24 protein-coding genes and 1 tRNA gene are annotated in these 26,888 nt (G+C 65.0%); 6 read left to right on the top strand and 19 right to left on the bottom strand.

From position 1 onward, the window contains the following. Positions 1–15: 15 nt before the first annotated feature. The 6 genes from R5H30_RS04745 to R5H30_RS04720 form a co-directional block, all read right to left on the bottom strand. Positions 16–480 (bottom strand): DUF309 domain-containing protein, encoded by a 465-nt coding sequence (locus tag R5H30_RS04745; RefSeq protein ID WP_318326902.1) that lies wholly within the window; start codon positions 478–480, stop codon positions 16–18. Continuing rightward, positions 473–1,291, bottom strand: coding sequence for an alpha/beta fold hydrolase (locus R5H30_RS04740; RefSeq protein ID WP_318326901.1), 819 nt, complete (start codon positions 1,289–1,291; stop codon positions 473–475). Before R5H30_RS04740 ends, R5H30_RS04745 begins: the two co-directional genes overlap by 8 nt. Continuing rightward, entirely contained in the window at positions 1,291–2,832 is a 1,542-nt protein-coding gene (locus R5H30_RS04735; protein WP_318326899.1) for a benzoate-CoA ligase family protein, read from the bottom strand. Before R5H30_RS04735 ends, R5H30_RS04740 begins: the two co-directional genes overlap by 1 nt. 119 nt (positions 2,833–2,951) lie before the next feature. Continuing rightward, the gene (locus R5H30_RS04730; RefSeq protein ID WP_318326898.1) at positions 2,952–4,268 is read right to left on the bottom strand and encodes a TRAP transporter large permease; all 1,317 of its coding nucleotides are present in this window, start codon (positions 4,266–4,268) and stop codon (positions 2,952–2,954) included. Positions 4,269–4,278: 10 nt separating this feature from the next. Beyond that, the gene (locus R5H30_RS04725) at positions 4,279–4,848 is read right to left on the bottom strand and encodes a TRAP transporter small permease (protein WP_318326897.1); all 570 of its coding nucleotides are present in this window, start codon (positions 4,846–4,848) and stop codon (positions 4,279–4,281) included. Between the two features lie 70 nt (positions 4,849–4,918). Then, the gene (locus tag R5H30_RS04720) at positions 4,919–5,959 is read right to left on the bottom strand and encodes a TRAP transporter substrate-binding protein (protein WP_318326896.1); all 1,041 of its coding nucleotides are present in this window, start codon (positions 5,957–5,959) and stop codon (positions 4,919–4,921) included. Positions 5,960–6,722: 763 nt separating this feature from the next. On the opposite strand from R5H30_RS04720, the gene R5H30_RS04715 reads away from it, so the two are divergent. Beyond that, a complete protein-coding gene (locus R5H30_RS04715; protein WP_318326895.1) occupies positions 6,723–7,673 on the top strand; it encodes a hypothetical protein in 951 nt (316 codons plus the stop codon). Between the two features lie 83 nt (positions 7,674–7,756). Here R5H30_RS04715 and R5H30_RS04710 read toward each other — a convergent pair whose 3' ends face one another. From R5H30_RS04710 to hemE, 5 genes are all read right to left on the bottom strand, one after another. Further along, complete coding sequence (locus R5H30_RS04710) at positions 7,757–8,422, bottom strand: recombinase family protein (RefSeq protein ID WP_318326894.1); 666 nt, start codon at positions 8,420–8,422, stop codon at positions 7,757–7,759. Between the two features lie 415 nt (positions 8,423–8,837). Then, positions 8,838–9,653 (bottom strand): ParB N-terminal domain-containing protein, encoded by an 816-nt coding sequence (locus R5H30_RS04705; protein WP_318326893.1) that lies wholly within the window; start codon positions 9,651–9,653, stop codon positions 8,838–8,840. 247 nt (positions 9,654–9,900) lie between these two features. Further along, positions 9,901–11,538, bottom strand: a complete 1,638-nt coding sequence (locus R5H30_RS04700) for a DUF6538 domain-containing protein (protein ID WP_318326892.1) — start codon at positions 11,536–11,538, stop codon at positions 9,901–9,903. Between the two features lie 101 nt (positions 11,539–11,639). Then, positions 11,640–11,716 (bottom strand) — tRNA-Met (locus R5H30_RS04695). A gap of 57 nt (positions 11,717–11,773) precedes the next feature. Beyond that, complete coding sequence (gene hemE / locus R5H30_RS04690; protein WP_318326891.1) at positions 11,774–12,802, bottom strand: uroporphyrinogen decarboxylase; 1,029 nt, start codon at positions 12,800–12,802, stop codon at positions 11,774–11,776. 99 nt (positions 12,803–12,901) lie between these two features. Between hemE and hemC the strand changes: the two genes are divergently transcribed. Next, positions 12,902–13,852, top strand: coding sequence for a hydroxymethylbilane synthase (hemC, locus tag R5H30_RS04685; RefSeq protein ID WP_318326890.1), 951 nt, complete (start codon positions 12,902–12,904; stop codon positions 13,850–13,852). Positions 13,853–13,901: 49 nt separating this feature from the next. Next, positions 13,902–14,837: a fatty acid desaturase family protein gene (locus R5H30_RS04680; RefSeq protein ID WP_318326889.1), complete on the top strand. Its 936-nt coding sequence runs from the start codon at positions 13,902–13,904 to the stop codon at positions 14,835–14,837. Positions 14,838–14,847: 10 nt separating this feature from the next. Here R5H30_RS04680 and hemF read toward each other — a convergent pair whose 3' ends face one another. The 4 genes from hemF to clpS all read right to left on the bottom strand — a co-directional run bounded on the left by hemF (position 14,848) and on the right by clpS (position 17,945). Further along, positions 14,848–15,741 carry an oxygen-dependent coproporphyrinogen oxidase gene (gene hemF, locus R5H30_RS04675; protein WP_318326888.1) on the bottom strand — a complete coding sequence of 298 codons (894 nt, stop codon included), beginning with the start codon at positions 15,739–15,741 and terminating at the stop codon, positions 14,848–14,850. A gap of 64 nt (positions 15,742–15,805) precedes the next feature. Next, positions 15,806–16,609, bottom strand: coding sequence for an SDR family NAD(P)-dependent oxidoreductase (locus R5H30_RS04670; protein WP_318326887.1), 804 nt, complete (start codon positions 16,607–16,609; stop codon positions 15,806–15,808). A gap of 18 nt (positions 16,610–16,627) precedes the next feature. Beyond that, complete coding sequence (locus R5H30_RS04665) at positions 16,628–17,620, bottom strand: class I SAM-dependent methyltransferase (RefSeq protein ID WP_318326886.1); 993 nt, start codon at positions 17,618–17,620, stop codon at positions 16,628–16,630. A 4-nt stretch (positions 17,621–17,624) separates the two neighbouring features. Next, positions 17,625–17,945, bottom strand: coding sequence for an ATP-dependent Clp protease adapter ClpS (gene clpS / locus R5H30_RS04660; protein WP_412105105.1), 321 nt, complete (start codon positions 17,943–17,945; stop codon positions 17,625–17,627). 108 nt (positions 17,946–18,053) lie between these two features. Between clpS and R5H30_RS04655 the strand changes: the two genes are divergently transcribed. From R5H30_RS04655 to R5H30_RS04645, 3 genes are all read left to right on the top strand, one after another. Continuing rightward, complete coding sequence (locus R5H30_RS04655) at positions 18,054–18,752, top strand: HAD family hydrolase (protein ID WP_318326883.1); 699 nt, start codon at positions 18,054–18,056, stop codon at positions 18,750–18,752. A gap of 310 nt (positions 18,753–19,062) precedes the next feature. Continuing rightward, the gene (locus R5H30_RS04650) at positions 19,063–20,553 is read left to right on the top strand and encodes a D-alanyl-D-alanine carboxypeptidase family protein (protein WP_318326882.1); all 1,491 of its coding nucleotides are present in this window, start codon (positions 19,063–19,065) and stop codon (positions 20,551–20,553) included. Positions 20,554–20,738: 185 nt separating this feature from the next. Continuing rightward, a complete protein-coding gene (locus R5H30_RS04645; RefSeq protein WP_318326881.1) occupies positions 20,739–21,575 on the top strand; it encodes a universal stress protein in 837 nt (278 codons plus the stop codon). An 84-nt stretch (positions 21,576–21,659) separates the two neighbouring features. Here R5H30_RS04645 and hutU read toward each other — a convergent pair whose 3' ends face one another. From hutU to hutI, 4 genes are read right to left on the bottom strand one after another with little or no spacing between them, the layout of a single operon-like run. Further along, complete coding sequence (gene hutU / locus R5H30_RS04640; RefSeq protein WP_318326880.1) at positions 21,660–23,327, bottom strand: urocanate hydratase; 1,668 nt, start codon at positions 23,325–23,327, stop codon at positions 21,660–21,662. Continuing rightward, entirely contained in the window at positions 23,324–24,124 is an 801-nt protein-coding gene (gene hutG / locus R5H30_RS04635; RefSeq protein ID WP_318326879.1) for an N-formylglutamate deformylase, read from the bottom strand. Before hutG ends, hutU begins: the two co-directional genes overlap by 4 nt. Next, a complete protein-coding gene (gene hutH / locus R5H30_RS04630; RefSeq protein WP_318326878.1) occupies positions 24,121–25,656 on the bottom strand; it encodes a histidine ammonia-lyase in 1,536 nt (511 codons plus the stop codon). The genes hutG and hutH overlap by 4 nt, the downstream gene beginning before the upstream one ends. Next, positions 25,653–26,855 (bottom strand): imidazolonepropionase, encoded by a 1,203-nt coding sequence (gene hutI / locus R5H30_RS04625; protein WP_318326877.1) that lies wholly within the window; start codon positions 26,853–26,855, stop codon positions 25,653–25,655. Before hutI ends, hutH begins: the two co-directional genes overlap by 4 nt. Positions 26,856–26,888: the final 33 nt, after the last annotated feature.

Genomic DNA, 26,888 nt, shown 5'->3' with positions numbered 1-26,888 from the left:
GCCTAAGATACCCACCTATCGCGCTGCTTCACGCCAATTTAATGCATTATAATACTCTTTTTTCGAGTTTTGCGTCTCGGCCAACCAGTCTTCTACCTCCTTCGCACGAAGCCCGAGAATCACTCTGTCGGTCGGACAGGCCGCAAGGTGATCGGCGACCATGCCGCACAACCGGCGCACCGCGTTCGGGCGTCCCATGCGCTGCTTGAGCCGCGCGTTGGCAAGCTGGATCAGCGCCTGGACCATTTCGCGCTCGGGGCTGGGGTCGGGCGTGCGCAGCCACACCGCCTCCAGCACCTCGTGGCTTTCCCAATAGTAGCCGGCATCGAGCCATGCCAACCCGGCCTCAAAGGCCGCCGTCACGTGCAACTCCTCCAGCGGCACACCCTGGACGCTTGCCTTCAGCGCGTCGAAGCGGTCGTCCGGATGGCGCGTATTGACGCCCGGAACGTGGGCATGGGGTGGCAGCGCGTCATGCAAGCGCCACCTCCTGTCGTTCCAGCCGCAGAAGTGTCGCGCAAAATTCGGCGATGCCCGCCACGACCGCCTCCTTGCGTTCGAGATGCGGAGAATGCTTCGCGCCTTCCAGGATCAGCGTTTCGACCGGCGCGTAGATCCGGTGTTCAACCTCGCGCACCTGTGCCAACGTGCCGTAAGGATCGGCATCGCCCTGCACGACGAGAGCGGGCACACGCCAGTGGTCGATGCTGTCGGCCACGTTCCAGCTTTCGAAGGCGGGATCAGTCCAGGCGTCGTGCCATCCGTTGAAGGCCACGTCGGGTTCCGAGTGATAGGCGGACAGCTTGTCCTTCAGGTCTCCCGAAGCATAGGCCTCGCCCGCGGCGCGGATCTCGGCCAGACCGTCCGGTTCGGTGAAGAAATGCGGCGCGATCAGCACGAGCCCGCGCACCCGCATGTCGCTGACCGACCCGGCATAGATCGCGGCGATCGTCGCCCCGTCGGAGTGGCCCAGAAGCACCGCCTGCCGGATCCCGGCCGCATCCATCAGCGGGCCCAGAACGTCGCACGCCTCGCGCGTCATATAATCGAGCGGCCGCGGCAGCTCGACCGGGTCGGACGCACCGTAGCCCGCGCGGGAATAGACCAACACACCGAGTCCCGTCGCCTCTGCCAGCCGCCGCGGAAAGTCGCGCCACAAGGCGACGCAGCCCAGCCCCTCGTGCAGCAGGACCAGCGTGGGTGCCTCCGCCGGTGGCGGGCCGAAACAGGCGTATTCCAGGGCCGTGCCGTTGACGCTCAGCCGGTCTTGCGGTTCGGCGGTCCACTCCATCAGCTTTGTTCCCTCAGCTTGAAGCGCTGGATCTTGCCGGTGGCGGTCTTCGGCAGGTCCTCGACGACCTCGATCCAGCGCGGATACTTCCACTTGCCGATGCGCGTCTTGACGTGTTCGCGCAGTTCCTCCGTCAGGCCCTCCTCGGACGCCCCTTGCAGGACGATGAAGGCCTTCGGCTTTTCCAGCCCGTCGGCGTCCCGGGCCGCCACCACCGCCGCCTCAAGCACCGCCTTGTGGCTGGTCAGCGCCTGTTCGACCTCGAAGGGCGAGACCCAGATGCCCGAGACCTTGAACATGTCGTCGGTGCGCCCGCAGTAGACCAGCCGACCGTCGGGGCGGCGTTCGTACTTGTCGCCGGTACGGGTCCAGACGCCTTCGAAAGTCGCGCGGGATTTCGCGCGCTGGTTCCAGTAGCCGCCCGCCGCCGACGCGCCGTTGACCAGCAGCTCACCAACCTCGCCGTCGCCGACCTCGTCGCCCGCCTCGTTCACCAGCCGCACCGCGTAGCCGGGGACCGGCAATCCGGAGGTGCCGTAGACCACGTCGTCGGCGCGGTTGCTGAGAAAGATGTGCAGCATTTCGGTCGAGCCGACGCCGTCGAGGATGTGAACGCCGGTGTGGCGATGCCAGCGCGTGCCGATGTCCTCGGGCAGTGCCTCGCCGGCGGAGATGCAGCGCCGAAGCGATGAGGCCGGCACGCCGGCGCGATCCATCTCGGCCACCATCGCGGCATAGAGCGTCGGGACGCCGCAGAAGATCGTCGGCTGCTCGTCGCGGATCACGGAGAGCATGTCGCCGGGCGTCGGCCGGCCGGGAAACAGGATCGAGGTCGCGCCGACCGACAGCGGAAAGGTCATGGCGTTTCCAAGCCCATAAGCGAAAAAGAGCTTGGCCGCCGAGAGCACCGTGTCCTCCTCGCGGATGCCCAAGACTTCCGCCCCGTAGGTGTCCGCCGTGGCGCGCAGGCTCGAATGGACGTGATGCACGCCCTTGGGCGCACCGGTCGAACCGGAGGAATAAAGCCAGAAGGCAACCTCGTCCGGCGAGGCGGGCGCGGTCTCGGACAATTCGGCCCCGTCGGCGAAACCGGTGTAGCCCTGCGCGCCGTCCGGCACGGCCACTTCGCCGATCACGACCACCTGTCGAAGATGAGGGTTGTCCGCGAGAACCGGGGCGATCGTGTCGAGAAGCGGCGCCGAGACGAACAGGATCGCCGCGCGGCTGTCGCGCAGGATGGCGTCATAGACCGGCGCTGCAAGCAGGGTGTTCAATGGCACAGGGATGACGCCGGCCTTGAGCGCGCCGAAGAAGATCTGCGGGAACTCGATGGTGTCGAGGACCAGCATCGCGGCGCGTTCCTCGGGTCGGATGCCGGCCCGCGTCAACGCGCCTGCGAGGCGGGATGCGCCGTCGGCCAGCGCGGCATAGCTCAGGCTGCGGCTGCCCCCTGCCTCGCGATAGGCCGTCTTGTCGCCCCGCCCCTCCACGACATGACGGTCGACGAAATGGCTGGCGGCATTGTCCGCTCTGGCTGTCATACGGTCCTCCCCAGGCTCGCGGTCGAGCCTGCTTTATCCTGCATCTTTCGCCGATCCTCGCAATAAGTTGCTGCGATTGATGCAATTTAATGCACTTCAACCGGCACCCCGACGCGCCGTCAGGGGATCAGGAACAGCGTGATCGCCGGAAAGAGCACAAGCAGGATCACGCGCAGGATGTCGGAGCCCACGAAGAACATGACCGCCTTGTAGGTCTCGGTGATCGGCGTATTGCGATCCATCGCGTTGATGATGAAAAGGTTCATGCCCACCGGCGGAGTGATCAGCCCGACCTCGACCACGATCAGCACGAGGATGCCGAACCAGATCGCGACATGTTCGGGCGTCATGCCGAAATCCATCGCCGAGATCACCGGGAAGAAGATCGGCACCGTCAGCAGGATCATCGACAGGCTGTCCATCAGGCAGCCGAAGACGAGATAGAAGATCAGCACGATCGACAGCACGAGCCAGGGCGAGAAGCCTTGCGTCAGCACCCAGTCGGCCAGGAATTGCGGCACGCCGGACAGGGCGAGGAACCCGTTGTAGAACGCCGCGCCAAGGACGATGAAGAAGATCATCGCGGTCGTCTTGGCGGTGCCGAGCAGGCTCTCGGCGAAGACCTTCCAGTTGAGGCTGCCAGAAAGCAGCGCGACGATGCCGGTGCCCGCGGCCCCGATCGCCGAGCCTTCGGTCGGGGTGAACCAGCCGAGATAGATGCCGCCCACCACCAGCGCGAAGATCACCAGCACCGGCCATGTCGCACCCAGTGCCGCCCAGCGTTCCGACATCGGCTGCGGCGCACGGGTGCCGGCGGCGTCCGAATAAAGCCGGACGTAGATCGAGATCGTCAGCATGTATCCCACCGCGGCGAGGATGCCGGGAATGAAGGCCGCGAGGAACAGCTTGGCGATGTTCTGTTCGGTCAGGATCGCGTAGATCACCAGGATCACCGAAGGCGGGATCAGGATGCCCAGCGTGCCACCGGCGGCAAGCGTCGCGGTCGAGAAGCCGCCCGAATAGCCGTAGCGCCGCAGTTCCGGCAGGGCCACGCGCGACATGGTGGCCGCCGTCGCCAGCGATGAGCCGCAGATCGCGCCGAAGCCCGCACAGGCACCGACCGCGGCCATCGCGACACCGCCGCGGCGATGCCCCAGAAAGCTCTCGGCAGCCTTGAAGAGTGCTGAGGACATGCCCGACAGGGTCGCGAACTGGCCCATCAGCAGGAACATCGGGATGATCGACAGCGAGTAGCTGGAAAACGTCGTGTAGGTCTCGGACTTTAGCTTGGCCAGCAGCGGTGTCGGGTTGCCGCCCATTGCCATGTACCAGCCGCCGAAGCCGCAGAGCATCATGGCAAGCCCGATAGGCGCGCGCAGGAAAATCATCACCAGCAGGACGGGGAAGGACCAGAATCCGAGTTCGAGGTTGCTCACGCGCGGGTTCCTAGTGGCTAGGCAGAATCGTCCGGTCCATCACGGCCTCGCCGACGCGCGCGACGGCGCAGTAGACGGCGACGATGCAGGTGACGACCGATGCGGCGAAACTGGCGGCATAGGCCCACCAGACCGGGAACTGCAGGAAGAGTGTCGTCTCGCCGTTGTTAACGTAGCGCAACATGCCCTCGTAGAGCCGCCAGCTGAGCAGGATCAGTACCGCGGTGAGCACGATTTCCCAGAATGCAGCGATGAAGCGTGTCGCGCGGCGTGGCAGGAAGGATGTGAACACGTCTACCGTGGCATGCGCGCCATGCAGCTGGCAGATCGGGAAGAACGAGAAGATGGCAAATGCGACCCCGGCCTCGAGAAGTTCGTAGTTGCCCTGGATCTCGCCGACCCCGGTGGCCAGCAGGGCCTGCGCGATACCGCCGAAGTTTTCTTGGATGCCGGGACCGTGCAGAACCTTGTTCAGCGTGCGCCCGATGATCGACAGCGTCGTCAGGATCACCAGCCCCATCAGCACCAGCCCCCCTGCCAGCGCCGTCGTCCTGGCGAGAAATGTCATGAGACGGTGCATGGCGCGGCGCGCTCCTGCAAGAAACCGGCGGCACCGCCCCGCGCGGGGTGCGGCACCGCCGGCGTTTCGCTTACTCGGTGTACTGGTCGATCAGCGAACGGGCCTCGTCGATCAGCGCCTGACCGTCGATGCCCTTGCCTTCCATGTCGGCAACCCACTCGTCGTAGATCGGCTGCGACGCGTCGATCCAGACCTGGGTCTCCTCTTCGTTGAGCGTCACGATGGTGTTGCCGCGATCCTCGGCCACCTTGCGCGCCGGACCGTCGGCATCCGCCTGCGTTCCACCTGCAAAGACCGAGAATTCCTCGCCCGAATTGTCGTCGATGACTTTCTTGAGGTCATCGGGCAGGCTGTCGTAGCGGTCCTTGTTCATCGCCAGCACGAAGGTCAGCACATAAAGCGCGTTACCGGTGAACTCGGTGTGGTGCGAAACGAGCTCGGGCACCTTGAGCGCCGTGGTCACTTCCCACGGGATCGTCGTGCCGTCGATGACGCCCTTCGACAGGCCCTCGGGGATCGCCGGAACCGGCATCCCGACCGGGGTCGCGCCGGTCTTTTCGAGCAGCGAATTGACCAGGCGCGAGCCGCCGCGGATCTTCAGGCCTTGCATGTCGTCCGGGGTGCGGACTTCCTTGTTGGCATGGATCAGCCCGGGCCCGTGGACCCAGGTCCCGAGGATGTGCACATCCTTGAACTCGGTATCCTTCATGTGCTTTTCGAACATCTGCCAATAGGCGCGCGAGGCGGCCCGGGCGTCTGTCATCATGAAGGGCAGTTCGAAGACTTCCGTCGACGGGTAGCGGCCGGGCGTGTAGCCGACGACGGTCCAGACGATGTCGGCCACGCCGTCGATCGCCTGGTCCATCAATTCGGGCGGGGTGCCGCCCAGCTGCATCGAGGGGTAGCGTTCGACCTTGATACGCCCGTCGCTGTCGGCCTCGACCTTGTCGGCCCAGACGTCGAGCACGAGCTTCGGCACGTTGGCCTGCGGCGGCAGGAACTGGTGCATGCGCAGGGTCACTTCCTGCGCCAGTGCCGGCGCGGCACCAAGCCCCAAAGCCAGCGCGGCGCCCGCGGCCATGTTCAGGAACGTCTTGCGTGAAACGGTCATTTGGATCCTCCCAAGGTGGCCAGTTGCGCCGCCTCCACGCGGGCTCTGACTCGTTTTTACCTGTGAAATTGCTAAGGGCTTCCGGCAAAGTTGTCACCCGGTTTTGTAACTTTCCTGCATGTTTCTCATTATGCGCGAAACCTCTCCGACGCCGCCCGCCCGAGCCCCGATCTCGTCCGGGCCATAAAACCTGTTGCACGGCATCCACACCAGCGCCGAACACAGATTTTTTAGCAATCGCAATGTCTTATCTTTAAAGGCAATGCCGCCGCTTGCCGCGAGATGAGACTGAAACCGGTAGGTCACGCAGTTCAGACGGCCACCGCCCTCGGGTCAGATCGCGAGACATCGACTGGCGATCCGACGCCCTCCGGCCGCCCACAGAACCTGAAAGAAGAGCGCCTCGAATACCGCGAATTTGCACTATAGTGCCTGAATTCGGACGAATTTTTACCCTGTCTGGAAAACTCGGGCGCACTTGGTCGCCGCATTGACCACATGATGCAGGATAAGGCACGTCACGGGAGGAAACCGCGCGCGGACAAGTGGCGGAAAAGATGTGATGGTGGCGTGGGGGAGACATGGCTTAACGCAGGCTGCGTCACTGAATCCATTGGCATTTTTCCGTTTCGGTTCGCCCCGCGTGTACTAGTTCCGTATACCAGAGCAACTGATTTCCTGATTAACTTTTTCCCATTTGTGCCACAGTGGCGGTCGACATGATGGCAGGTAAGACAACAACTGCCCGCAACGGAGAGCACCAATGATCGGCTTCACAGAAGAGGAAAAAAAAGAGGTCGTCGACTACTTTCTCGATCAGTCGCCTGATGGAACGGAAGTAACGTTCGCGCAAAAACTCTACGCGGAAGCTGTCATGGATCACACCCATGCTGTTTGGGACATTCACGCCAGTGATGGCCGGTGGTGGGTAATAACAAACCCGACGAACCTCTACTCTCAGAACCAGTTCCCGAACTTGGACCTAGCGCTCACCTTTCATGTGGGCCTCTGCCTACGTATCCCCCGCAACGACCTAAAACAGGCAGACATCGAGCGGGTGCGGCCTTTCACAAGTGTTCTGAACGCTATCCAGGAATGCGACCTCGCGCTTTCGCAGGCCAATGACCCCGGTGCTTTTCGGGCAATAGGTGTTCGATGTCGAGAGAACCTTCTCGCGTTTGTTCACGCCGCTCAGGACACACGCGAGTGGCCAGCAGAGGACAAGCCACAACGCTCGAACTTTGTGTTGTGGGTTGACAAGATATTCGACTCGTTTCTTGAGGGGGCCAACAACCGGGAGCGGCGGCGTCTCATCAAAACGACGCTGAAAGAGACGTGGGTCTATGTGAACTGGCTGACACATTCACAGTCTGGAAAGTGGGTGGATGCCGAAGTCGCTACGAGCGCTGTTTCTTATGCGATTGGTATGGCGACATCGATTTGCGTGAGGTACCTACGAGGTGTACCCGAGGAATGCCCGGTTTGTGACTCGCATCGCCTCTTTCCAGAAGAAGGCTCGAACTCAGAATATCCAGAGGTGCTCTTCGAAAGGCCGAGGTGCTCAGAGTGTGGATGGGCGGGTGATCCTGTACCAGTCGGTGAGCGGTCTGAAGATGAGGCGGCCCAATTCATCACTCGCGATGGCGACGAATCAGACGAATGCAGCGTGATGCAGACGCCGCTGATGGAAGTCGCCGCGCCGCGAAAGAAGTGATGCCGCGTGTCTAGCCTGCCCGCTCGCCTTTTCGACTCTTCAACGCACAGCCGCGTGGCTACACGAAAACGCATTATCACCCGTTAGGCAGCAGCCTCCAACCTCTCCAGTATCCGCTTGACCTGTGACGCTTGCCACGCTCCACCCCGCGCGGTCTTGACCCCGGCGTTGTTCAGTTCTCCTGCGATCTCCCTCAGCGTTCGGCCAGCTTCTCGAAGTGGGATGATCAGACCAGCAACCTTGTCGGCTCGGCGCTGGGCGTTCGCCTTGACGACCTTGTTTCGCTTCATCGTGGCATCTCGCATGCCACCTAGCTTCACGCCTCGATCCTTTGCCGCTGCCAGCGCTGCGCTTGTCCTCTTGCTGATGAATTCACGTTCCTGTTCAGCAAGGGCCGCGTAGATGTGCAACTGGAACTTATCAGCGTATGGCATCTGAGCCACCCGCAGGGACAGCTTGGGGTCTTCCATCAGGTTCGCGATGAAGGACACGCGTCGCGACAGGCGGTCAAGCTTCGAGACCAGAAGCTCTGCTCCCAATCGCTTGGCCATCTCGATGGCTTTCGCCAGTTGTGGGCGATCATCGTCCTTGCCGCTCAACACGTCCAAGAACTCGCCCACCACTTCGAGCGGGGTATCGCTGTAGGTTTCGAGGAACAGCTTGATGTCCCGGTCCTGCGCGTCCAGCCCCAACCCGCTGCGGCCTTGTTCCGCCGTGCTCACGCGCCTGTAGGTCACGTACTTCTTCATCACCGCACCTTTGTTGCAATCGTCAACGTTGGTTGTGAGTGTTACGACCAGCACTGAGTACCGTCAAGCTGACTTGATGAGGTGTACGCCCACGGCTGAGCGGCAAGCGAGCACCCCCGTGGCTTTCACTTACTGACATCTCTCGCTCCAACTCGTTGAGAACGAACGCTGGCCCGCACTGGGCGCATCCTTGGCCCTGCCTGAGCCATTCGAGGGGCCTTACCGGGGGGAACTCGGGGTTCCGCATATGACAGATTGCCGTCTCGGATTCCTGCGGCAAAACATCCGTAGACGATCCCTTCCCGGAACCGCACGAACCCACAGAAAAGATTCTTTGTTTTCAATGGGGCCATGGGGCCAGCCTGGACAGAACGTCCACCCAATGAGTGTCTACCCAGGCTGACCCCTCAACTCGTCAGAAGTCGGGTTCTTCTTGTGGCCCGAAGTGCGGTCCTTCATCCCCGTCCGCGCCCGTCACGGGGCAGCGCTCGAAGCCATCCGCTTCTCGTTCCCAATCGAACTCGTAGAGGTATTCCGCGACTTCTCGAAGGTGGTAGCCGAAAGCGGTCTCCAGTGCATCCGCGAACAATTCCCGGTCTTTCTTTGGCCACATCCCTGCGGTCTTGCGGAGTGCCTCGGCCATCACCTCGACCTGCTTGCGTCGCGCCGCGTCACTCATCCGCTCGGGGGCTTCACCTCCGTCCCGGTCCTTCCGGTCGTGGCTCCACCTCCCGGTGAACTCGGTCTCCACAGCTTCCACTGCTTGCATAACCTTCTTCCTCTTCCGCATCTTCTTCACTTGTGTGGTTCCCACGCCCGATGCACGAGAGGTCTCCGCGATGGAAAGCGCAGGAGGGTCGAACTCCCACACCAACCGCCAAGCAGCGTTCATCCGTTCGGTCGTGGTCATGGGCAGCACCGCTCTGGCATTCCGCCCCACGGCCTCCAACATGGCTTCCACCCGGCTGCCCTCGAAGATCACAGCAGGGATGCTGCGGTTCTTCCGAGTCTGGCGGTAAGCTGCCATCCGATGCGCCCCATCAAGCAGCACCATGCAGCCTGAGGGCTTGCCTTGGGGGTCTCGTTCTCGCCAGACCAATATCGGGTCGAGGGTGGTTCCTCGCTTGATTGTCGCCACCAGTGCGGCAACGTGGGTGCTGCTCAGGTCACGGAATGCGAAGTCGTAGTCACGGCGTATCATCCCTGCCGAGAGGGTTTTTGGGGTCGTCATGGGAAGTTCCTGTGGGTTGTGGGCTTTTTTGAACGCCGGTCAGCGTCCGAGAGGAAGAACGTTCCTCCTCTCTATATGGGTGGGGTAATATGCCGCCCCTTAGAGCCCACAGGAGCGCCCTACAGACTCACCAAAGCGCTGGGCTACCCACCCAACCGCAAAGGTGGAATGGCCCCTCCTGCGCCCTCCCAGAGTCTCTCAGCGCATCGCGCGAGTCGCCACCTTCTCTTCGCCCAGCAAAATCGCCCTACAACTGATACCACGGCATCTTGGAGATCATCTCGAACTTGGGTTCGATCTCGAACTCGCCATAGTCGTAATCCACCGCTCCACCACTATGGCCCTGTATCGCCCTCTGCCAGTCGCTGCCGATACCGCAGCTACGCGCTACGGTCTTCCACCTGTGCCGCCAACCGTGGTTAGGCTGGGCAATGTCCGAGACCCCCGCCTCCCGCACCAGATCGGCAGTGTGCTGATTGCACTTGTCCCGCCGCGCAAGATCGGCATCCCGTCCCTTGCCGCTGGGGCTGTAGAAAAGCGGCCCATCGGGCGAACCCTTGATCCACTCGACCAGCCCCCATACCACAAGCTGGGGATGAAGAGGAACATCGCGGTAAATCCCTGACTTGACGCTGCCTGCCTCTGGCGTGAGCCTCAGCCAGCAAACCTCTCCGGTCTGCTTCAAGTCGTCTTTCCGCAACTGTGCGAGTTCGCCAACCCTGGCCCCGGTATGGGCAAGCATCGGCGGAAGCCATCGCCTCGACTTGGCCTTCTGCTCGGTGCTTCGCTTGCCCTCCAAGGACACCGCCATAGCCGCGCGTAGAACTTTCACTGCTTCCTCCGACGTGAACCCTTGGGACCGGAGCTTGGTCTTCTTCTCAGCCTTGACGGAAACCCCACTGAAAGGATTGCCCCCGCCCAGCATCCGTTTAGCTTCCGGCTGGTTCAGGATCGCCTTGAGGTGGGCCACGTACGTGTCGTTGACGGTCCTTGCCGCCTTTGGCTTCTCGCCGTCTCGGAGAGAAGAAGCCCATGCCTGCGCTTGAATATACGTGATGCGGGTGGCGTCCGAGTGGCCAGCGTAGGCGATGAAAGCTTCGACCATCATCCTCGGCCCCCTGCGCCCCTTGAGCCTTCCGCCGCTCTTCTCGTGTTGCTCTTCCCATATACCGTGCAGCGTGAGCAGACTGTTCGATGTGCCTCCGCTGACCTCACCCGTCACGCCCGTCTTCTGTTGGGCTACCGCAGGTGCCGCGCCCTTGGCCGCTGTAGGTGGCATCCAAGACGGGAAACGATCAGCCTTGGTATCTTGCGTCCAGTCACCCACAGCCCGCTTGCGCAGCGTCTCGCAGGCATCCAGTGCCGCACGGTTGAACTCGGTCAGGAGCAGATCGCGCGAAGAGCCGTCTACCGTCATGCCGCGCTCCCCGAGCCAGCGATCAGCCTCAGCACCGTGCAGCCGTTCCAGAAGCTTCCCACGCTGGTTGTGGCTGATGTCGGCCTCCTCATCCGCAACTTCAACGAGGGGATCCATTGCCGTCTCCCACCGCTCGGGATCACCGGGGTTGTCCCCGTACTGCTGAACCAGTGAGCGGTAGTAGTCCCCCGCGAGTGCCGCTGCCTGCCTTTCGGTGATCATCTGTGGACCGTTTCTCAGTCCCTCGTAGAAGCGCTGCAGAGCAACCGACACCTCGTGGTAACGCAACTTGGCTTCCCCCTTGTCCTTGGTCCCAAGCGATTTCTTGGCGTGGGTCGTCAGCAGGATCTTGTCCTGTTCGCCACCTATCGTTACCGGAACCGCTTTGCCCTGCGCCTTCTCGACCACGTCAGCAGGGACACGTTCCCATACGGACCAGACACTGCCGCGCAGCTTCGGTGTGTTCATCCTCAACCTCATCGCCGGGCACCACTTCCGTGTACCAGACCGGGTCCAAAAAGCCCTTCGTTTCCATGCGCTTCAAGGAAAACAGGGCGAAGAGAAGGTGATGGTGGCGTGGGGGAGACTTGAACTCCCGACCTAACGATTATGAGTCGTTCGCTCTAACCAACTGAGCTACCACGCCGTCATGGGCGCTCCGACTATGCCAGCCGGACCGGGGCGTCAAGGCAAGAAATGCCCCCTAGCGATCTCTCACTGCGTCAATCATGCGCGCCACGTTGTCGGGGTCCGCGTCGGGTGTGATGCCATGCCCCAGATTGAAGATGTGCGGCCCGCCGGAGAAGGCTGCGACGATACGCCGGGTCTCGTCGACAAGCGCCTGCCCGCCCGTCACGAGGTGCTCGGGCGCGAGGTTGCCCTGCACGCAGCCATCCGTTTGCACATGCCCCGCCGCCCAATCCGCATCGACCGCATTGTCGAGTGCCACGCAATCGACGCCGGTCGCCTGTGCGAAACCGGCATAGCGCGTGTCCGCCCCGCGTGGAAAACCGATCACGGGGATTCCGGGGTGGCGTTTCTTCAGTGCTGCCGTGATCTCGCGCGCGGGTGCCAGCGCATACTTCTGGAAGTCTTCGTCGTTCAGCGATCCGGCCCAGCTGTCGAAAAGCTTCACCACCTCCGCCCCGGCCTCGATCTGGGCCGAGAGGTATTCGATGGTCGCGGCCGTGATCCGCTCCAGCAGCGCTTCGAAGAGTACACAATTGCCGTCTTTGAGCGCATGTGCCGGACCCTGGTCGGGCGTGCCGCGCCCGGCGATCATGTAGGTCGCCACCGTCCAGGGCGCGCCGGCAAAGCCGATCAGGGTCACCGTGTCGGGCAGTTCGCGCGCCAGGATCCGCAGCGTCTCGTAGACCGGCGAAAGCGTCTCATGTACCTCGCCCGCAGGCCGCAGCGCGTCGAAATCCCGCTGTTCGGTCACCGTCGAAAGCCGCGGCCCCTCGCCGGTCACGAACCACAGCTCGGCGCCCAGCGCCTGCGGGACCAGCAGGATGTCGGCAAAAAGGATCGCCGCGTCGAAGCCGTAGCGCCGGATCGGTTGCAGCGTCACCTCGGCGGCAAGATCGGGCGTGTAGCACAAGGACAGGAAATCGCCCGCCTTCTCGCGCGTGGCGCGGTACTCCGGCAGGTAGCGTCCGGCCTGCCGCATCATCCAGATCGGCGGGGTCGCCAGGGTTTCTCCGCCAAGCGCGCGCAACAGGGTCTTTGTCATGAGGCTCCTCGCATTCGTTCCCACGTTGGTTTCCCGACCCGCAAGCGATGTCAAGCGGTCGCCTTGTCACGTCCGAACCCGGCGCGTAAGGAAGATCGCATGACCGAGACACTTCCCACACCGGACCAGCCGCTTCGGATCGGCACCCGCGGCTCGCCGCTTGCACTGGCCCAGGCCCACGAGACACGTGACAGGCTCGCGGGTGCCTTCGGCCTACCGGGGGCGTGTTTCGAGATCGTCGTCATAAAGGTGACCGGCGACAGGATCCAGGACCGGCCGCTGAAGGAGATCGGCGGCAAGGGGCTTTTCACCCGCGAGATCGAGGCCAGCCTCCTGGCCGGTGGCATCGACATTGCCGTGCACTCGATGAAGGACATGCCGACCGAGCAGCCGCAGGGCCTGCTGATCGACTGCTACCTTCCGCGCGAGGACGTGCGCGACGCTTTCGTCTCGCAACGTTATTCGCGCATCGCCGACCTGCCGGCAGGCTCGGTGGTCGGCACCTCGAGCCTGCGCCGCCGCGCGCAGCTGTTGAACCGCCGTCCCGGCCTCGAGGTCGTCGAATTTCGCGGAAACGTGCAGACGCGGCTGAAAAAGCTGGCCGACGGGGTGGCAGACTGCACCTTCCTCGCCACCGCTGGCCTGAACCGTCTCGGCATGGACGGCGTACCGGCCACGCCAGTCGATCCCGAGGACATGCTGCCGGCCATCGCGCAAGGCGCGATCGGCATCGAACGCCGGGGCGACGACGACCGGGTGGCCGAGATGCTGGCGGCGATCCACGACCGCCCCACGGCACAGCGCGTCGAGGCCGAACGCGCCTTCCTGCGCCGGCTCGACGGATCCTGCGAGACACCGATCGCCGGACTGGCCGTGCTCGAGGGCGACCGTCTGCACCTGCGCGGCGAGGTGCTGCGTCCGGACGGGTCGCAGGCCATCGCCGGCGCGCGCAGTGGCCCGGTCGCCGAGGGCCCGGACATGGGAACCGACCTGGCCGATGAATTGCTCGCCAAAGCGGGCGACGGATTCTTCGACTGGCACGGAACGTGACGGGGCGTCCTGCTTGACGCAAGCCGGGCACGTCTGGAAGCATTCCACCATGACGCCGGGCAAGGCCTACCTCAGCAGCGACGACATCCGCCCGCTTGCGCGGCGCTCGGACCTTGCCGGGGCGTGGCTGGTCCTGCATTGCTGGGGCGTGATCGCGGCGGCCGTCGCGATCTTCGCGGTCTGGCCCAACCCGCTGACCTTCCTTCTGGCCGTCGTGCTGATCGGCTCGCGCCAGCTGGGGCTTGCCATCCTGATGCACGAGGCGGCACACAATGCGCTGTTCCGGGACCGCAAGCTCAACGAGTTCGCCGGCGAATGGCTCTGCGGGCGGCCGATCCTAGCCGAGCTGGCGAGCTACCGGCACTATCACCTGACACATCACCGCCACACCCAGACCGAGCGCGACCCCGATCTCGTGCTGTCCTCGAAGTTCCCGACGTCGCGCGCGAGCCTGAAACGCAAGTTCCTGCGCGACCTGACCGGGCAAACCGGAGTCCGCCAGCTTGCCGCGCAGATCGCAATGTCGCTGCGGCTGGCGGGAGACGACGACGCCATCGAGGCCGCGACCCGCGATGCCGCGCAAGCGTTCAAGGCGCGCGACCTGTGGAAATCGCTGCCCGTCTTCGCGGCTGTCATGCTGCTGATGGGGCTGGCCGGAGAGTGGTGGTACGGCCTTGCCTTCTGGCTTCTGCCCTACCTGACCTGGTTCCAGCTTGTCCTGCGCATCCGCAACATCGCCGAGCACGGCGCCACCGAACAGTCGGACAATCCGTTGCAGAACGTGCGCACCACGAAGGCCGGCCTTGTCGAGCGCGCGCTGGTCGCCCCCTACTGGGTCAACTACCACCTCGAGCATCATATGGTGATGCACGTGCCCTGCTGGCAGCTTCCGAAACTGCACCGCCTGCTGCATGACCGCGGTCACGGTCCGAAGATGCGCGTCAGCCTGTCCTACCGCGCCGCGCTGGTCGAGGCCGGCTGGTAGGCCCGCGCGCTTAGACCCATTTGGCCAGCGGCGGCAGGCTCATCAGAACGGCATTGGCATCATGGCCGGTTTCCAGCCCGAATTTCGTGCCGCGATCGTAGACGAGGTTGTATTCCGCGTAGAGCCCGCGGTGCACCAGCTGGGCGTCCTTGTCGGCATCGCCCCATGCCTGCCCCCGGCGCTTCTCGACCAGCGGGAGGTAGGCGGGCAGAAATGCCCGCCCGATGTCCTGGGTCAGCGCAAAATCAGCCTCCCAGTCGCCGGTGCAATGGTCATCCATGAAGATGCCCCCGACGCCCCGCGCGCGCCCACGGTGCGGGATGAAGAAATACTCGTCCGCCCAGTTCTTGAGGCGCGGGTAATGCGCGGTGCCATGCGGGTCGAGATGGGCCTGCTGAGTGGCATGGAAATGCGCGGTGTCCTCGTCATACTCGATGCAGGGATTGAGGTCGGACCCGCCGCCGAACCACCAGGCATGCGGGGTCCAGAACATTCGCGTGTTCATATGGACTGCCGGGACATGCGGGTTCTGCATATGCGCGACAAGGCTGATCCCGGAGGCCCAGAAACGCGGATCCTCGGCCATACCGGGGATGCCCTTGCGCGCGGCCATCGCCTGCTGCGCGCGCGCCCCGAGCGTGCCGTAGACGGTCGAAACGTTGACGCCGACCTTCTCGAACACACGGCCGCCGCGCATCACGCTCATCAGACCGCCGCCGGCGTCCGATCCGTCCTCGCTCTTGCGCCGGGTTTGGCTGACCTCGAACCGGCCTGTCGCCGCCTCCGAGAGCGGACCTTCGTCGTGGGTCTCCTCGAGCGCTTCGAAGGCCGCGACGATGCCGTCGCGGAGGTCGCGGAACCACGCCGCGGCGCGTGTCTTTTCGCTGTCGAAATCGCTGCTCATGATCGCTCCTGCGGGTTTCGGGGCGTTCTATGCCCAAGCGGCGGATAGGGAAAGGGGCGCCGCGTCAATGCGCCGGGGCGGCGACCGCATCGAGCAACGAGCGTCCGCCGTCGATGGTGATCACCTGCCCGGTCACGAAGCCCGAGCTTTCGGCGGCCAGGAATTGAACCGCCTCGCTCAGTTCCGAGGGTGCCGCGATCCGGCCCAGCGGCGTGTGGCTGCGGATGTCGTCGCGCCATTCGGAATGATCGGCCATCGACAGCTTGAGCGAGTTGCTCATCACCGACCCGAAAGCGACGGCGTTGACGCGGATCCTGTGCTGCGCCAGCACCAGCGCCATCGAACGGGTCATCTGCTCCATCGCCGCGGAGGCCATCGAAAACGCCATGAGTTCCGGCCGGGTGTGATGTGCGGTGATCGAGGACAGGTTGACGATCGAGCCGACCTGCCCCTCTTCCTGTCCTTCGCCCTGCTTGATCATGCGCCGCGCGACCTGCTGGGTCAGCTGCAGCGCGGTCATCACGTTCTGCTCCATCAGCAGCGAGACCGATGTGTCTTCGACATCGAGCGGGTCCGTGGTCAGCATCTGCCGCGAGGCGTTGACCAAAATGTCGACCTGATCGAACTGGTCGATCGTGGCCGAGATCAGGTTGGCGATGGTCAGGCGCTGGCGCAGGTCGCCGGCGAAATAGGCAAGGTTCTCCTCGGTCCGCGCCGGGTCGCGCCATTCCTCGACGAGTTTCTTCTCGTCCATGTCGGCGCACATCACGTTGGCGCCGCGCTCGACGAAATGGCGCGCGATGGCGAGTCCGATGCCGTTCGCCGCGCCGGTGACGATCGCCGTCTTGCCGCTGATCGAAAAGGACATGTCCCGCCTTCCGTGTCTTCAGCCGCGCCGCCGTACCGGTCGCGCCGCCTGCAAGAGCTTGAACCGCGAATCTCCGCCCGCCTCGGCCACCATGGCAAAATGGTCCTTCAAGGTCGACTCGTAAGGCAGGTGCCGGTTGGCCACCATCCAGAGCTGGCCCTGTGGTGCGAGAATACGCGCCGCGGCGGCGACAAAGGCCTGGCCGAGCCGCGGATCGGCGGCCCGGTCGGTGTGAAAGGGCGGGTTCATGACCACCGTGTCGATCCGCTCGGGCGCCTGCCAACGCGTGGCATCGGCCCAGTGGAACACCGCGCGGGGGTCCGTGAGATTGTGCTGGGCGCACTGCAGGGCCATGTGACCGGCCTCAACGAGGTGCACACGGCGCACGCTGTCGCGGGTCAGCACGTGGGCCGACAGAAAGCCCCAGCCCGCGCCCAGGTCAGCAACCTCGGGCCCGAGTTTCTCGGGCAGCGCGTCGGCAAGCATCGCCGAGGCCGGGTCGATGCCGTCGGCAGAGAACACGCCCGGGGCGGTCCAGAACCCGCCGGAGCTCAGTTCCGGGCCGGCGGCCCAGTCGGCGAACCGGTCCCCGGTGCCGGAAGGCAGCCAGAAGAGCTTGCCATGCGCCTTCGAGATCGGTCCCTCGACGCGCGCGCGCCTGCGGACCTGCCGCAGCATGGCGTCGATGCCGTCGGTCTTCTGCCCGTCGACGATGACCGGTCCGTCGGTCAGTTCGAACGCCCGGGCCAGCAGCGCCTGCGCCTCGCGCCGCGCGCGCGGCAGACAGACAACCGCGGTCGCAAACGACCCCTCGGCCTGGGTGGCGCAGTCGAAGCCGCGCGCGGAAAAGTCGTCAAAATCGAGCTTTGAGTCCTGAACCACGAGCAGCCGATCGCGGTCGAGGCCCGGCAGGTCAGACCCGCGCGGCGGTTCGAAGGCAACGATCCGGCCGTCATCGGGCAACGCCAATGCGTCGCCGGACAGGGCGATGGTCAGGCGGGCGTCGATCACCTGCCTATTCTTCTTTTTCCATCGTGCACTGGAGCGGATGCTGGTGGCGCCGGGCGAAATCCATCACCTGCGCCACCTTGGTCTCGGCGATCTCGTGGCTGAACACGCCGACCACGGCGAGACCCTTCTTGTGGACCGTCAGCATGATCTCGAACGCCTGCGCGTGGCTGAGGTGGAAGAACCGTTCAAGGACGTGAACAACGAATTCCATCGGCGTGAAGTCGTCATTCAGCAACAGAACCTTGTAGAGCGGCGGGCGCTTGGTCTTGGGCTTGGTTTTCGTCAGGATCGACGTGTCCCCGTCATCCCCGAAACGTTCCGCCATCAAGTGCTCCTGCACGCGCATCGCCGCTACTGATTCCCCATCCAGACAAGCCGAGTCTCTTGCGCGTCTATATAACCTGTCTGAATATTTAGAAAAGGGGTCCGCCACATGCCGCAATCCGTCACCACCGTCGGTTTCGATGCCGATGACACGCTGTGGCACAACGAGCGGTACTTCCAGTTGACACAGGAACGCTTTGCCGGGCTGCTCGCGGATTTCACCGATCCAGAAAGCCTGACTGCCCGGCTCGAGGCCGCCGAGCGTCGCAATCTGGGGCACTACGGTTTCGGCATCAAGGGCTTCACCCTGTCGATGATCGAAACCGCCATCGAGGTGACAGGCGGACGGGTCTCGGCACGCGTGATCTCGGAATTGCTCGCGGCAGGGCGCGAGATGCTCGAGCACCCCGTCGACCTGCTGCCGCACGCCCGAACGGCCGTCGAAGCCGCGCGCGAGACGCACAAGGTGCTGCTGATCACCAAGGGCGACCTGCTCGACCAGGAACGCAAGCTGGCCCAGTCCGGGCTGGGCGAGCTTTTCGACGGCGTCGAGATCGTTTCCGAGAAATCCGACGCGGTCTATGCCGAAATCTTCACACGCCACGCCGACGGCGCAGCGCGCGGGCTGATGGTCGGCAATTCGCTGCGGTCGGACGTCCTGCCGATGATCGCGGCCGGCGGTTGGGGGGCCTACGTGCCGCATGACCTGACTTGGGCGGTGGAACACGCCGAGCCTCCCGAGCACCCGCGCTTTGCCGAAATTCGCGATCTTGCGGGCTTGTCCGCACTGCTCGACCGCCTTGGCTGATCGGTCTGAGCGCCACTTTGCCAAACCCGGAGGTGCTGGCAGCGCGCTATCTGTGTCCCCTGCGCCACGCCCGGCAAGAGTTTTGCACATCGCTTGCATCGCGCGCAGGATTGCATAACCGCCCTGTTTTGCTGGCAGTTGTGGATACGCCTGCGACGACTCGCAACATGTGGCGGCAATACGTGAACTGCTTTTGCCAAGGCCGTTGAATCTCTCGCTTTATCGGTTTCCGGCGCTGTGCTAGCTTTTTCGAAAATTAATTGTCAGCCGGGATAATCGGCGGCAGCGGCAGAACGAGGCAGGTGAAATCATGAAGGCGCGACGCATGCAGTCGGCCCGCACAGGGCTATTTCTTTTCGCAGCATTCTGGATGATGGTCGTGCTTCCGCTCAGCGCACTGGCCGCGCCCTATGCCGCCTACGTGGTGGACGCGCGCAGTGGCGAAGTGCTGCATTCGCGCAACGCCGACACCCGGCTGCACCCCGCCTCTCTCACAAAGATGATGACGCTCTACATTGCCTTCGAGGCGGTGGAACGCGGCGAGATCTCGCTTGATCAGAAGGTCACCATTTCCAGGTTCGCCGCGTCCGAGCCGCCGTCGAAACTGGGTCTGCGCTCGGGGCAGAAGATCGCGTTCCGCTACCTGGTCCGCGCCGCCGCCGTGAAGTCGGCCAACGATGCGGCGACGGCCATCGGCGAGGCGCTGGAAGGCTCCGAGGCGGCCTTTGCCCGGCGCATGAACCGCACCGCCAAGGCGCTTGGCATGACCCGGACCACGTTCAAGAACGCGCACGGGCTGACCGAGAACGGGCACCTGTCGACCGCGCGTGACATGACGATCCTCGGACGCCACGTGCTTTACGACTACCCGCAGTATTACAACCTGTTCTCGCGCCGCTCGACCTATGCCGGGATCAAGGAAGTGCCGAACACCAACCGCCGCCTGCTGGCCGCCTACCGCGGCGCCGACGGCATCAAGACCGGCTACACCCGCGCCGCGGGGTTCAACCTCGTGGCCTCGGCGGAACGTGGCGACGAGCGCATTATCGCCACCGTCTTCGGCGGCACGTCGAGCGCAAATCGCAACGCCAAGGTGGCCGAACTGCTGGATCTCGGCTTTCGCGCCGCGCCCAGCCGCGTCGCCGTGCGCAAGCCTGCGGCTCCGGACTACTCGCGCGTGAGCGAGGTCGCCGGCACCACCGGCATGACCACTGGCGCGCAGGGCAAGACGATCCGTCTTGCCGGCGCGGTCACCACCAGCAAGCGTCCGCAATTGCGCCCGCAATCGGCGGAACCGCAGGTCGTGGTCGCCAGCGCCCCACCTGAGCCGGTGCCGGACGCCCCGCTGCCGGGACAGGTGGTACAGGCCGACGACATCGCGACCGCGCTGGCCGCGGCGCAGGTCGCCACGGTCGCCGAGACCGTGGGCGACCGGCCCGCGGCAACGCTGGTGTCCTTCGCCTCGCCCCGGCCCGAGCTGCGTCCGAGCGACCTGAGCAGCGTCGTGGCCACGGTGCTTGCCGAGGAAGAGCCCGAGGTCGTGACCCGGATCTCGACCTCCGGCGGCCGACAATGGGGCGTGAACGTCGGAAGCTACCCCAGCCGCTACGCGGCCGAGAAAGCGCTGCTGACAACGGCCCTGGCCGAGATGGCGACGCTCGACGGATCGTTGCGCAAGGTGGTCAAGCGCAGCTCGGGTTTCGACGCGAATTTCCTCGGCATGACCCGCGAAACCGCGGACCTTGCCTGCCGGCGCCTCGCCGCGCGCAACATGACGTGCCTTATGGTCGGACCGTCCTGATTACCTCGGGCGGCTTACTCCCCTCCCAACCGACCGAGACCCGGCGCCACGGCGCCGGGTTTTTTCGTGCTATGCTGCCGCCAAACGCTTGATTTGCATCAAGGCCCGCCACGTGCGTCACATGCTAGGCAAACCACAAAGCGGATCCTCGGCCATCCGCCACCCGCATCCGAGAGGAGGGGATCATGAGTTTCAAATCCATCCTGACCGTCGTCACCGACGCCGCCGATCCGCCGCCCTCGCTGGAACAGGCGATATCGCTCGCGCGTGACCTCGACGCGCATCTCGAGGTGATCTGCCTCGGGATCGATCATGCCCTGTCGAGCTATTACGAGGTCGGCGTCGGTGCGGCCCTGCTGCAGGCGTCGCTGGAACAGGCACAGTCGCGCGGCAAGAAGATCCGCGAGGCGGTCGAGAAACGTCTCGAACGCTCCGGACTGCGAACCAACACTTCCATCGGCGTTGTCACCAGCCCCGACACCGGCAATCCGGTGGCGCGGATCGCGCGATTCTCGGACCTTGCCGTGGCGTCCCTGCCCTACGGGCCCGGAGCGACGCCCGAAAACGTCAGTATCGTCGAGGAACTGCTGTTCGACGCCGCCTGCCCGACCCTCTGCCTGCCGCGCGACGCCGAACTCCGGCTGCCCGAGTCCATCGTCGTGGCCTGGAACTTCAGTGCCCAGGCGCTGCGCGCGACCCGGGTCGCCCTACCCTTCCTGAAAGCCGCGAAGCAGGTGCGCATCGCCGCCATCGATCCGCCCGGGCACGGGCCCGAAGGATCGGATCCCGGCGGGCAACTTGCCGTGTTGCTGTCGCGGCACGGGGTCAATTGCGAGATCAGCGTGCTGGCCAAGACGGGCAGCAGCGTTGGTGCGTCTCTTAACCAGTTCGCACAGGAAAACGGGGCCGACATGATCGTTATGGGCGCCTACGGGCACTCCCGCTTCCGGGAAGCACTTCTCGGTGGAACGACCCGGGTCATGCTCCAGGAGGCGAAACTTCCCGTCCTCATGGCACACTGACACCCTCGAACGACCCGTCAATTTTCGGCGGGTCTGGACCGCGCGCTGCCGCGACAACCGTGAGGTCGCCGGCGGCGCGCGGTCCTACAGGATGCCCGGCAGGTCGAGCCCATGTTCCCGGGCACAGTCGCGCGCGATGTCATAGCCCGCGTCGGCGTGGCGCATCACCCCGCTGGCCGGGTCGTTCCAGAGCACCCGCTCGATGCGCCGGTCCGCGTCCTCGGTCCCATCGCAGCAGATCACCACGCCTGAATGCTGGCTGAACCCCATCCCGACCCCGCCGCCGTGATGCAGCGACACCCACGTGGCACCGGAGGCCGTGTTGAGAAGCGCGTTGAGCAAGGGCCAGTCCGACACCGCGTCCGAGCCGTCCCGCATCGCCTCGGTTTCGCGGTTCGGCGAGGCAACCGAGCCCGAATCGAGATGGTCGCGGCCGATCACCACCGGGGCCTTCAATTCGCCGCTGCGCACCATCTCGTTGAAGGCCAGACCCAGCCGATGCCGGTCGCCGAGCCCGACCCAGCAGATCCGCGCCGGCAGACCCTGGAAGGCGATGCGCTCGGCCGCCATGTCGAGCCAGTTGTGCAGATGCGTGTTGCCCGGTGTCAGTTCCTTGACCTTGGCATCGGTGCGGGCGATGTCCTCGGGATCGCCCGACAGCGCCACCCAGCGGAACGGCCCGATGCCGCGACAGAAAAGTGGCCGCACGTAGGCCGGAACGAACCCGGGGAAGGCGAAGGCATCCTTCAGCCCCTCGTCATAGGCCACCTGCCGGATGTTGTTGCCGTAATCGACCGTCGGCACACCCGCCTTGTGGAAATCGACCATCGCCGCGACCTGCACCTTCATCGAGGCCCGCGCGGCCTCGGCCACGCCTTTCGGGTCCTGCGCGCGCGACGCCTTCCAGCGCTCCAGCGTCCAGCCCTGCGGCAGGTAGCCGTTGACCGGGTCATGGGCCGAGGTCTGATCGGTCACGATGTCGGGGCGCACGCCGCGGGCGTAAAGTTCGGGAAACACGTCGGCGGCATTGCCCAGCAGACCGACCGATTTCGCCTCGCCCGCCTCGGTCCAGCGCGCGATCATCTCGAGCGCCTCGTCAAGTGTCTCGGCCTGCGCGTCGAGATAACGCGTGCGCAGGCGAAACGCGATGCTTTCGGGATTGCATTCGACCGCGAGGCAACTCGCGCCCGCCATGACCGCCGCCAAAGGCTGCGCCCCGCCCATGCCGCCGAGGCCACCGGTCAGAATCCAGCGTCCGCTGAGATCGCCGCCATAGTGCTGGCGCCCGGCCTCGACGAAGGTCTCGTAGGTGCCCTGCACGATCCCCTGGCTGCCGATGTAGATCCACGACCCGGCCGTCATCTGGCCGTACATCATCAGCCCCTTGCGGTCGAGTTCGTTGAAATGGTCCCAGTTCGCCCAATGCGGCACCAGATTCGAGTTGGCGATCAGCACCCGCGGGGCGTCCTTGTGAGTACGGAAAACGCCCACCGGCTTGCCGGATTGCACCAGCAGGGTCTCGTCGTCTTCGAGTTCCTCCAGCGCCGCGACGATGCGATCGAAACTCTGCCAGTCCCGCGCCGCGCGCCCGATGCCGCCATAGACCACCAACTCCTTGGGGTTCTCGGCCACGTCCGGGTGCAGGTTGTTCATCAGCATCCGCAGCGGTGCCTCGGTCAGCCAGCTCTTGGCCGACAATATCGTTCCCGTTGCGGGCTTTACGACACGGTCTTCATGGCGGTTGAGGGTCATGCGGCACCTTTCAGGGTCGGGGCCAGGTCGGCCAGGTCGCTCAGGATCGCGCGCAGCAGGGTGCGCAGTCGTTCGGCCTTTTCCGGCCGCCAAGTCCAGGGTGGGGTCTCGTCCATGTAGGCGGCCTGCGCGATTTCCATCTGGATGGCGTGCCAGTCTTCGGCCGGGCGGCCATAATGGCGTGTCGTCCAGCCGCCCTTGAAGCGGCCGTTCAGAACGCAGCTGTAATCGGAGCTCTTGCAGTGCCGGATAACGATCTTTTCCACCAATTCCGCACAGGTCTTTCCGGAGTCGGTCCCGATGTTGAGATCCGTCAAGCGACCGGCGAAGAGAAATGGAATATCGCCCCGAATCGAGTGACAATCGTACAAGATCACGACGCCGTGACGCTCGCGAACCCGGGCCAACTCGGCCTCGAGCGCGACATGATAAGGCCAAAAGTGATCGTTCAGTCGATGCGCGATATCGGCCTCGGTCGGCTCCGCCCCCGGCTTCCAGATCGGCTTTCCGTCGAAATCCGTGTCCGGGACGAGGGCCGTTGTGTTCATGCCCGGATAGAGCGAAGCGCGCGACGGGTCGCGGTTGCAGTCGATGACGTAGCGATGCACCGGCGTGCGAACCGTCGTGACGCCGTCCAGAAGCCCCTCGTAGAGCTCGTGAACGTGCCAGTCCGTATCCGCCAGCCCGCGCCCGTTCTCGTTCAGCCGATGGCGGATGTCGTCCGGCACGAAGGTGCCGGTATGCGGCAGGCCGAGGACCACCGGCCCGTCGCCGCGCGAGACCTCGACCGCGCTCACAGCGCAAGCCCCGCGAGGCAATCGTCGGGCAGCACCTCCGTCAGGGCGCCGTCCATGACCAGTCGCGCCGCCGCCTCCAGATCGGGCGCCATGTAACGGTCCTCGGCCAGTTCCGCCACCTCCTGCCGCAACCGTGCGATCACCTGCTGAAGGGGGGCGGACGTCTTCATCGGTCCGCGCAGCGCCACTCCCTGTGCTGCGCTGATCATTTCCACCCCGACGATGACCGACAGGTTGCGGGTCATCCGCAATAGCCGCCGCGCGCCGTGGCAGGCCATCGACACGTGATCTTCCTGGTTGGCCGAGGTCGGGGTCGAATCGACGCTCGCGGGATGCGCGAGCTGCTTGTTCTCGCTCATCAGCGCCGCCGAGGTGACTTCGGCGATCATCAGCCCCGAGTTCAGCCCGGGTGCCGGGGTCAGAAAGGCGGGCAGGCCGAAACTGAGCGCCGGGTCGACCAGAAGCGCAATGCGGCGCTGGCTGATCGCGCCGGTCTCGGCGATGGCAAGCGCCAGCTGGTCAGCGGCGAAGGCCACCGGTTCGGCGTGGAAGTTGCCGCCCGACACGGTCGTGCCGTCCGACAGCACCAGAGGGTTGTCGGTGACGGCATTGGCCTCGATCTCGAGAACGGCGGCAACCGAGCGCATCAGGTCGAGGCAGGCACCGGCGACCTGCGGCTGGCAGCGGATGCAATACGGGTCCTGCACCCGCTCGTCGCCGTCGAGGTGGCTGAGGCGGATCTCGGAGCCGTCGAGAAGGGCCCGCAGGGCGGCGCCGGTGTCGATCTGGCCACGATGGCCGCGCAGGCGATGGATCTCTGGATGGAACGGAGCCGAGCTGCCCATCGCCGCATCGGTCGACAGCGCGCCCGCGGCGACCGAGGCCACGAAGATGCGATGCGCCCGAAACAGCGCCGCCAGCGCCAACGCGGTCGAGGTCTGGGTGCCGTTGATCAGCGCGAGGCCTTCCTTGGCGGCGAGTTCAATGGGCGCGAGCCCCGCCGCGGCCAGCGCCTCGCGCGCCGGCATCCGGCGTCCATCAATAATGGCCTCGCCCTCGCCCAGCATCGCCGCGGCCATATGCGCAAGCGGCGCGAGGTCGCCAGAGGCCCCGACCGAGCCCTGCCCCGGCACCACCGGCAGCACGCCGCGCTCCAGCATCGCCTCGATCTGCGCGATCACGAGCGGGCGGACCCCGGAGGCGCCGCGGCCCAGCGAGATCAGCTTGAGCGCCATCATCAGCCGGGTGACATCCTCGGACAGCGGGTCGCCGACACCGCAGCAATGGCTGAGGATCAGGTTGCGCTGCAGCGCTGCGGTGTCCGCGGCAGGAATACGCACCGAGGCGAGCTTGCCAAAGCCCGTGTTCACGCCGTAGACCGCCGCCGTGCCCGCGGCGATCCCCGATATCACGTCGGCGGCGGCCCGAATGCCTTCGGCGGTATCCGGGTTTAGCCGCACCGGCTCGACGGATCGGTAGATCCGTTCCAGATCAGCCAGTGTCACCTGGCCGGGCTGCAACGTCACGCTCATGCGTCCTGACCTTCGTAAATGCGCCGCCAGAGCGGATTGTAACCGATGCGATAGACCAGCTCGGCCGGGTCCGCCACGTCCCAGATCGCGATATCGGCGGCAGCGCCGGGCGCCAGCGTTCCCACCTCGCCCTCAAGTCCGAGCGCCCGCGCCGCGTTGACGGTCACCGCCTCAAGGCATTCCGGCACCGTGAGGCCGAAAAGCGTGGCCCCCATGTTCATCGCCAGCAGCAGCGAGGTCAGCGGCGAACTGCCCGGGTTGCAGTCCGTGGCCAGCGCCATCCGCGCACCGGTTTTGCGCAGGGCGGCAACCGGCGGTGCCTGGGTTTCGCGCAGCGTGTAGAAGGCCCCGGGCAGAAGGACGGCCACCGTACCGGCCTCTGCCAGCGCTGCGGCATCGGCTTCGGAGAGGTATTCGAGGTGATCCGCCGACAACGCGCCGTGCCGCGCGGCCAGCGCCGCCCCGCCGAGGTCCGAGAGCTGCTCGGCATGCAGCTTCACCGGCAGGCCCAACGCCGTCGCCGCCTCGAAGACCTGCGCCATTTCATCCACCGAAAAGGCGATCCCCTCGCAAAAGCCGTCAACGGCGTCGACCAGCCCTTCGGCATGCGCGGCGCGCAGACCGGCGATCACCACCTCGTCGATGTAGGCCTGCCGTCGGTCCCGGTACTCCGGCGGCACCGCGTGTGCGGCGAGCCAGCTGGTGCGGATACGGACCTTTATGTGGTCCGACAGCGCACGGGCGGCCCGCAGCATGTCGAGTTCAGCTTCGACCTCAAGACCATAACCCGACTTGATCTCGACCGTTCCGACCCCTTCGGCCAGCAGGTGGTCGAGCCGCGGCAACGCTGTCTCGACAAGTTCGTCGACCGAGAGCGCGCGTGTCGCCGCGACCGTCGAGAGAATCCCGCCGCCCGCACGCGCGATCTCGGCATAGCTGCGCCCTTCGAGCCGCATCCTGAACTCGCCGGAGCGTTCGCCGCCATGCACGAGGTGAGTGTGGCAATCGACCAGTGCGGGCGTTGCCAGCCGTCCGCCGCAGTCGAGCTGCTCGGCCGCCTCGGGAAGGTCGAGGTCCCTGACTGAACCCGCCGCCGCGATGCGTCCGTCCTTGATGACGATGCCCGCATCGCGGATCACCGGGCCCGCGTAACCGGGGGCCGGAAGGGCGAGGTTGAGAAGGACTCGTTGCGCGGTCACGGCGGCTCCGGTCGGGCGGAAAGATCGAAAGAC

Origin of the sequence: Roseobacter sp. FCG-D35 (assembly GCF_033436665.1) — a bacterium.
Lineage (GTDB): Bacteria > Pseudomonadota > Alphaproteobacteria > Rhodobacterales > Rhodobacteraceae > JAWQFO01.
The sequence above is the reverse complement of the archived record's forward strand: the minus strand, read 5'-3'. Positions and strand labels throughout refer to the sequence as shown.